This window comes from Pseudomonas sp. 22490 (genome assembly GCF_052044465.1).
GTDB lineage: Bacteria > Pseudomonadota > Gammaproteobacteria > Pseudomonadales > Pseudomonadaceae > Pseudomonas > Pseudomonas aeruginosa.
Genome location: NZ_JBQENS010000056.1, coordinates 21,368 through 28,864 on the forward strand (window position 1 = coordinate 21,368; position 7,497 = coordinate 28,864).

At 68.4% G+C, this 7,497-nt stretch carries 4 protein-coding genes; all 4 read right to left on the bottom strand.

Features of this window, described 5'->3' with window-relative positions:
* Positions 1-2: 2 nt before the first annotated feature.
* On the bottom strand, positions 3-1,190 hold the full coding sequence (locus ACTJJX_RS33750; RefSeq protein ID WP_003102741.1) for an HlyD family efflux transporter periplasmic adaptor subunit: 1,188 nt from the start codon (positions 1,188-1,190) through the stop codon (positions 3-5).
* The gene (locus ACTJJX_RS33755) at positions 1,180-3,351 is read right to left on the bottom strand and encodes a type I secretion system permease/ATPase (RefSeq protein WP_016851733.1); all 2,172 of its coding nucleotides are present in this window, start codon (positions 3,349-3,351) and stop codon (positions 1,180-1,182) included. Before ACTJJX_RS33755 ends, ACTJJX_RS33750 begins: the two co-directional genes overlap by 11 nt.
* A complete protein-coding gene (locus ACTJJX_RS33760) occupies positions 3,341-4,618 on the bottom strand; it encodes a TolC family protein (protein WP_003102743.1) in 1,278 nt (425 codons plus the stop codon). Before ACTJJX_RS33760 ends, ACTJJX_RS33755 begins: the two co-directional genes overlap by 11 nt.
* A partial coding sequence (locus ACTJJX_RS33765; RefSeq protein WP_049284781.1) for an Ig-like domain-containing protein occupies positions 4,618-7,497 on the bottom strand: 2,880 nt, incomplete at its 5' end. The genes ACTJJX_RS33765 and ACTJJX_RS33760, both read right to left, overlap by 1 nt.

Consider the following 7,497-nt stretch of genomic DNA (forward strand, 5'->3'; position numbering starts at 1 on the left):
CCTCAGTAAAGGCGCGCCTTGATCAGCGGCCGCAGCAGGTAGTTGAGCACGCTGCGCTTGCCGCTGAGGATGTCCACCTCGGCGACCATCCCCGGAATGATCGGTAACACCTCCTCGCCGCGCTTCAACTGGCTGCCATCGGTCTTGATCAGCACCTGGTAGTAGGACTCCTTGCCATGCGGGGTGTCCTCCTCGATGGTGTCGGCACTGATCTGCTCCAGGGTGCCCTTGAGGTCGCCGTAGATGGTGTAGTCGTAGGCGGTGATCTTCACCTTGGCCGGCATGCCGGGAACCAGGAAGGCCACGTCGCGCGGCTTGATCTTCGCCTCCACCAGCAGACGCTCCTCTACCGGGATCACTTCCATGATCGGCTCGCCGGGCTGGATCACCCCGCCGCGGGTGTTGATCAGCACGGTGTTCACCCGCCCGCGCACTGGCGACAGGATCTCGGTGCGGCGCAACTGGTCCTGGCGCTGCTGGACGATCGGTTCCAGGGCGCTGAGATCGGCCTTGCGCTGTGCGCGCTCGGTATAGGCATCCTGGAAATAGGTGCTTTTCAGCTCGGTCAGCTTGCCGCTGAGGGTGGCGATGTCCTGGCTCAGCTTGAGCGCCTCCATCTGGCTCACCGCACGCTTGGCCACCAGCGGGCGAACCAGGTCGAGCTGGCTCTGCGCCAGGTGGATCTGCCGCTGGATCGCCTGGGTGCCCTCCACCAGTTTGTCGCGGCGCGACTTGAACAGCTCGCGTTCGGAACGCGCCAGCGGCCCCTCGGGATCGACGTCCGGCGGGAACTCGATGCTCTTCTTGCCTAGCACCTCGGCGTCGAGCCGGGCAATGGCCGCGCGCAGCACGCTGGCCTGGTTCGCCGACTCCTGGAAGTTGGTGAGGAAGCGCGTCTCGTCGAGGCGCACCAGCGGCTGGCCGACTTCCACCAGGTCGCCCTCCTTCACCAGCAGGCGGTCGAGGATGCCGCCCTCCAGGCTCTGGATCTTCTGGATGCGGCTGAACGGCACGACCCGACCGTCGCCGCGGGTCACCTCGTCCAGTTGCGCCCAGGCCGCCCAGCCGATGAACAGCAGCACGCAACCGAGCAGGGTCCAGAGCAGCGGCCGGTAGACCGGGTGGGTAGCCGCCAGCAACGGGTCGGCCAGTTGCCGGCGCAGGGCGGCGGCGTCGCGGTCAGAGTCCATGGTTGCCTCCTTCGGCGGCCTGCGGTGCCTGTACCTGGTTGCCCTGCACCACCTGCTCCAGCGGGCCGTCCATGATCACCCTGCCCTGGCGCAGGACCACCGCACGCTCGACCAGGGCGAGCATGCTTTTCTTGTGGGTGGTGATGACCAGGGTGCGCTTGCCCAACCATTGCTGCAGGTAGTCGATGACCTGTTTCTCGCTGCCCTGGTCGAAGGCCGCGGTCGGCTCGTCGAGCAGCAGGATCGGAGGGTCCTGTAGCAGCACCCGGGCCAGCCCGACGGCCTGGCGTTGGCCGCCGGACAGGCTGGCGTTGCCCTGGATCGGCATGTCCAGCCCCAGCGGGTGGCCGCGGACGAAGGCGCCCAGGCCGACCCCGTCGAGGGTCTCCAGCAGTTCCTCGTCGCCCAGCGCGGCGTTCTCCAGGTTGAGGTTGTCGCGCAGGCTGCCATGGAACAGCGCCACGTCCTGCGGCAGGTAGCCGATACCGCGCTGGCGGTCGGCCGGGTCGATCTGGGTCAGGCTGACGTCGTCCAGCAGCAGGCGTCCCGACTGCACGTCGAGCAGGCCGCTGAGCAGGCGCAGCAGGGTCGACTTGCCGGCGCCGTTGCCGCCGAGCAGCGCCACCCGCTCGCCGGCGCGGATGTTCAGGGCCTGCACGTCGACCACCGGCGGGCTGTCGCCGTGGGCCAGGCGCACGCCCTCCAGGCGGTAATGTCCCTGCAGGCGCTCCTTGTGCACGAAGCGCTTGCCCTGGGGTCGCTCCTGCTCGGCGCTCATCAGTTGGTCGAGGCCTTCCATCGCCACCTTGGTGTGCTGCCAGCGACCGAGGATGCCGGCCGCCTGCGACAGCGGTGCGATGGCCCGCGAGGCGAGGATCGAGCAGGCCACCAGGCCGCCGACGGTCATCGCGCCCTCGCTGATCCGATAGACGCCGAAGACCACCACGCCGACGTAGCAGAGCTGCTGGACGATGCTCGCCGAGTAGCTCAGGGTCGAGGCCAGGGTATGGGTCTTCATCGCCGTACCGGCCAGTTCGCCGGTCAGGGTTTCCCACTGGTGCAGGCAGCGGCCTTCGGCGCGGGTCGCCTTGACCGTCTCCAGGTGCTCGAAGGCTTCCAGCAGCACGCCGTTCTTCATCGCCCCTTCGCGCAGGTTCTGCCGCGACAGGTGGCCGAGCAGGCGCTGGGTCAGCAGCCCCGGCAGGATCATCAGCACGCAGGCCACCAGCGGCACCCAGACCACATGGCCGCCGATCACGGCGATGATCAGCAGGAAGATCGCCACGAACGGCAGGTCGCTGATCAGCGCCGCGCTGGACGAGGTAAAGAACTCGCGCACCGACTCGAACTCCCGCACCTGGGTACTGAAGGCGCCCATCGACGCCGGCTTGGCGGCGACCCGGGTGCTCAGCACGCGGGAGAACAGCAGGGTCGAGAGTTGCAGGTCGAGGCGCTTGCCGAGCACGTTGAGCAGGTGGCCGCGCATGATCCGCAGGACACCGTCGAGGACGATCGCCAGGGCCACGCCGCTGGCGAGGATCCACAGGGTGTCGAACGCCGCGTTGGGCACCACGCGGTCGTAGACCTGCATGGCGAACAGTGCCGAGGCGACCGCCAGGACGTTGGCCACCAACGCCGCGGCGGTGACCTCGGCGTAGGAACGCCAGAGCCGCTTGAGCGGGCCGAAGAACCAGTGTTCGGGCAAGGCGCTGGCGTAGTCGCCGACCCGCCCGTCCGGGCGGTAGCGGCACTTGGCGAAGATCGCCGTGCCGCTGTACAGCGCTTCCAGCTCGGCCAGCGGCATCCTCTGGCTTCCGCCGTCGCTCTGCGGTACCAGCACCTCGGCGTGCCCGCCGTCGTTGCCCACCAGCACCAGGGCGCGGCCGTCGTCGAGCAGCAGCAGGGCCGGCAGCAGGTAGCGGTCGATCCGGCGCAACGGCTGGCGGGTGACCTGGGCGGTGATGTCGGCGCGGCGCAACGCGCGGGCCACCAGGTGCAACGGCAGGCGACCGTGCTCCAGCGGCATGCCGTCCACCAGTTCGGCGTCGCCGAGCGGTCGGCCAAGCTGCCGGCAGAGCAGCAACAAGCCCTGGCGCAACGGGTCGACGATGGGGTCGTGGTTGAGGATCACGACGTTATCCGGGGTTTTCTCAGCTTCCATGATTCAGCCGGTTCTCCAATAGCGGACCCAACAGGCCGACTTGCGCGGCCGCCCGATACTCGATGCGCTTGCGTTCGATCCGCAGGTTGATCAGTTGCCGCTCTGCCTCGAACCGCTCGCGCTGCACGTTGAGCAGGTCGATCACGTCGCGCCGGCCAACCTCGAACTGTTCGCGATACAACTCGCCGACCTGCTCCGACTCGGTCACCTGCTGGGTTAGCGACTGTTCCCGCCAGCGCAGCGTGTCGCCGTTGTCGAAGAGGTTCTGCAGTTGCCGGCGGATGTCGCGCTGCATCGCGTCGGCGCTCCATTTCGCCGACTCCAGGCGCTGCTGCGCGGCGGTCGGCCGGCGGAAGTTGGAAAGCCCCTGGAAGGTGTCCATGCGGAAGCGCAGGGATACCACCGAGTCGCTTTCCGGATGCCCGCCGATCTCCCGGCGCAGCGCGCTGGCCTCCAGGTTCAGTTGCGGCAGCAGCGACGCCTTGGCCTCGCGGACCTCGGCCTCGGCGACATTGGCGTCCTCCAGGGCCTTGCGCTGCAAAGGCGATTCGCGGATCACCCGCGCCATATCGCTGGCCGCCAGGTAGCGTTGCAGCGACATCGGCTCGGGCTCCACCAGGTCGGCGGGCTCCTGGCCGACCAGGATCGCGTACTGGTTGCGCGCGTCCTGCAGGTTGCCCTTCTCCAGCGACAACTGCTCCTGGGCCCGCGACAGTTCCAGATTGGCGCGATCCAGCTCGCTGCGGTCGGCGTAGCCGTCGCCGCCGCGCGCCTGGGTCATCTCGCGGATGCCGTCGAGGCGCTGGATGTGTTCGCGCACCGCCTCCACCCGGCGCTCCGAGGCAAGCACGTCGAGGTAGGTCTCGACGATATCCAGCGCCGCATCGTCGCGCGCCACCAGCACCGCCTCGGACAGCTTGCGCTGGGTCGCGCTGGCGCTGTCGACCTTGCTCGTTACCCGACCCCAGTCGTACAGCATCTGCGACGCGGTGAGATCGTAGACGATCTCGCCGAAGTCGAACTCCTGCGGCCCCCCGGACATCGTCACGGAGGGGTAGTACCCCCCTTTGGCCATCTCCACCTCGGTGCCTGCACGGTCCGCTTCGGCCATCGCGGATCGTACTTCCGGGTGGATCGCCAGCCCTGCCCTGACCGCCTGGTCGAGGGGCATGGCCGACGCGAACATCGGCAGACCCAGGGAAAGGAGCCAGATGGCTCCCTTCCCATGCCGCCGTCCCTTGCGCGCGTACTGCCTGCGCCCGCGCATCAGACCACGACCTGTACCGTGTTGTCCTCGATCAGCAGGGTGGTACTGCCGAAGGTGTAGACGTCGTAGGTAATGCCGTTGATCAGTTGCGTGGTACCGGTATTCACCGCGCCCACCACGTTCAGGGTGTCGTTGTTCTCGCCGGTGATCTGCAACGTGTTGTTGGCATCGGTGATGGCATCCACCTCCGCCGCGGTCAGGGTCAGCACGCTACCCGAATCGCCCTTGCCGAGGTCGATGCGCTCGAGGTTGCTGAGCGTGCCGACGCCGACGGCGTTGTAGTCGAGGTCGATGCCGTTGGCCAGGACCAGGGTGTCGAACCCGGCGCCGCCATCGATGCTGACGAAATCGGTCGCGGTGATCTGGATGGTGTCGTTGCCGTTGCCGGCCACCACGTGATCGCCGGTGCCCACGTTGAAGATCAGGTCGCTGCCGTCGCCGCCGTTGATGTGCTCCGAACTGCCGTTGGCGCCGGACAGCACGTCGTCGCCGGAAGTACCGTTGACATCGATCTGGCCGATATTGAGCGACAGTCCGTTGGGGGTCAGGGTGATCCCGTAGGCGGCGCTGTCGTTGCCATTGGAGTCGGTGGACACCAGGTTGAACGAGATCTGCGAGCCGAGGTTGAGGATGTCGGTGATGTTCAGCCCCAACTGGGTGAGGATGGTCGGGCTCAGCAGGTTCAGCGAGAAGTTTCCGGACGAATCCGCCTGGATCGGCAGCAATTCGACGTTCAACGCCGGGGTGATGACCCGGATCACCACGCTGGAGTCAGGCTCGGTGGTTCCGCTGAAACCGAAACGCGGGTTCAGCGGGTTGAGGCTGACGTCGAGGCCGAAGTTGCCGATGGTCACCGGTTGCTCGATGCTGGTGCCGACGCCGATGCTCGCCGTGTTGCTCGGGTTGCCGGCCGGGTCGCGTCCGACCACCGACACCTGGGCATTGAGCAACTGGTCCCAACTGAAGTCGATGTCCAGGTCGGTGAGCAGGTTCAGCGACGCCAGCCCGCTGTTGTCGGCGGTCACCGTGGCGGTGGCGGTCACCCCGCCGACGTCGACGGTCACCGTCAACTCGGTCCCTGGCTCCGCCGAGATGGTCAGGATGTTGCCGACCAGGGACAGCACCGGGGTCGCCGGCGGAATGGTGTCGATGGTGAACGGCACCGGGGTCGACGCGGTGCCGCCGTTGATGTCGGCGGTGACGGTCGAGGCGCCCTCCGGGAACGGGCCCATGCCGCCGGGAGGCGTCAGGGTCAGGGTCAGGTTGCCGGCGGCGATGTCGCCGGCGGTGAGGGTATGGCTGACCTCGGCCTCGTAGCCGTTCTGCCCGGCGAACTTGACCGTGACCACCTGGCCGACCTGCATGGTCGGACGGACCGTCACATCGACCTGGATGCCGTCGCCGATCTCCGCGGCGTTGATCCAGGTATCGGCGGCTTCCGGCACGCTGATGGTCGGCGGCGCCAGGTCCGGCGCGTTGATGGTGGCCGGCCCGCTGACGTTGCCGGCGGCGTCCACGGCAACCCCGGCGATCAGTTCGCCGGTGATCAGCGGCGGCGCGAACGGCAGGCTGAAGTTGCCGGCGCCGTCGACGGTGACCGTGATCGGGTTGGCGGTGTCGCCGTTGACCACGATACGCACCTGACTGTTCGGCTCGGCGGTGCCGGTCAGCAGCGCGCCGTCGGCGCTGATGCTCAGCAGCGGAGCGGACGGCGCCACCGAGTCCACCGTGGTGCTGGCCGGACCGCTGGCGTTGCCCGCGGCGTCTTCGGCGACGGCGTTGATCACCGTACCGTTGGCCAGCGGCGTGCCGGGGGTGAAGGTCCAGTTGCCACTGCCGTCGGCGGTGGTCTCGCCGATCGGGTTGCCGTTGCCGTCGGTGAGGATCACTTTGGCGCCGACCTCGGCGGTGCCGGTGATCACGCTGCCGTTGCTGGCATTGATCACCGGCATGGCCGGCGCCACCGTATCCACCGTGGTGCTGGCCGGACCGCTGGTATTGCCGGCCGGGTCCTGGGCCACGGCGTTGACCACCGTGCCGTTGGCCAGCGGCGTGCCCGGTGTGAAGGTCCAGTTGCCGCTACCGTCGGCGAGGGTCTGGCCGATCGGGTTGCCATTGCCATCGGTGAGGATCACCCGGACGCCGGGTTCGGCGGTGCCGCTGAGTTCGACACCATTGCTCGGGTCGATCACCGGGGTGGCCGGGGCCACCGCGTCCACCGTGGTGCTGACCGGACCGCTGGTGTTGCCGGCGGCGTCCTGGGCCACCGCATTGATCACCGTGCCGTTGGTCAGCGGTGTGCCCGGAGTGAAGCTCCAGTTGCCGCTGCCATCGGCGGTGGCCTGCCCTATCGGGTTGCCGCCGCCGTCGGTGAGGATCACCGTGGCCCCGGCTTCGGCGGTACCGCTGATCACCGTACCGTTGCTCGGATCGAGCACCGGGGTGGCCGGGGCTACCGAGTCCACCGTGGTGCTGGCCGGGCCGCTGGTGTTGCCGGCGGCGTCCTGGGCCAGCGCATTGATCACCGAGCCGTTGGCCAGCGGCGTGCCCGGCGTGAAGCTCCAGTTGCCGCTGCCGTCGGCGGTGACCTGGCCGATCGGGTTGCCGTTGCCGTCGGTGAGGATCACCGTGGCCCCGGCTTCCGCCGTACCGCTGATGACGACTCCGTTGCTCGGATCGATCACCGGCGCCGGCGGGGCGATGGCATCGACGGTGACGCTGGCCGGACCGCTGGTGTTGCCGGCCGGGTCCTGGGCCACGGCGTTGATCACGGTGCCGTTGGCCAGCGGGGTGCCCGGGGTGAACGTCCAGTTGCCGCTGCCGTCGGCGGTGGCCTGGCCGATCGGGTTGCCGCCGCCATCGGTGAGGATCACCGTCGC

Excerpts from the sequence above, each read along its gene's own strand:
- ACTJJX_RS33750 (WP_003102741.1), bottom strand. The coding sequence starts at position 1,190 with ATGGACTCTGACCGCGACGCCGCCGCCCTGCGCCGGCAACTGGCCGAC.
- ACTJJX_RS33755 (WP_016851733.1), bottom strand. The coding sequence starts at position 3,351 with ATGGAAGCTGAGAAAACCCCGGATAACGTCGTGATCCTCAACCACGAC.
- ACTJJX_RS33760 (WP_003102743.1), bottom strand. The coding sequence starts at position 4,618 with ATGCGCGGGCGCAGGCAGTACGCGCGCAAGGGACGGCGGCATGGGAAG.